General features: G+C 48.4%; 1 protein-coding gene. It reads right to left on the bottom strand.

The genetic code is table 11. From position 1 onward, the window contains the following. Positions 1-384: hypothetical protein (locus NR073_RS11420; protein ID WP_256748845.1), on the bottom strand; the 384-nt coding region annotated here is incomplete at both ends.

Here is a 384-nt window from a genome sequence, read left to right as displayed (position 1 = left end):
CCTTCTAACACTTCTTTTCCTCCTCCTTTTCTTTCCCCCCTTTTTCTCCTCTCCTTTCTTCTCCCTTTCTTTCCCCCTCCTTCTCCTCCTCCCCTTCCTCTCTTTCCTCCCTTTCTTTCTTTTTTCCTCCTTTCTCTTCCCTTCCTCCTTCTTTTTCCTCTTTCTCTCTTTCCCTTCCTCTTCTTTCCCCTTCCCTCTCCTTTCCTTTTCTCTCTTTTCTCCCTTTTCCCCTTTTTTCCTCTCCTCTTCCTTCCCCTCTTCCTCCTTTTTCCTCCCTTCTCTCTTCCTTCTCTCTCTCTCCTTCCTCTTCCCTTTTCTTCTTCCCTCCTCTTTCCTTTCTTCCCCTCTTTTTTCCCCTTCTCTCCCCTCCTTCCTCCCCCCCTC

Origin of the sequence: Micrococcus sp. Mcc28 (assembly GCF_024519775.1) — a bacterium.
GTDB lineage: Bacteria > Actinomycetota > Actinomycetes > Actinomycetales > Micrococcaceae > Micrococcus > Micrococcus luteus.
This window is presented reverse-complemented; position numbering and strand designations above follow the sequence as displayed.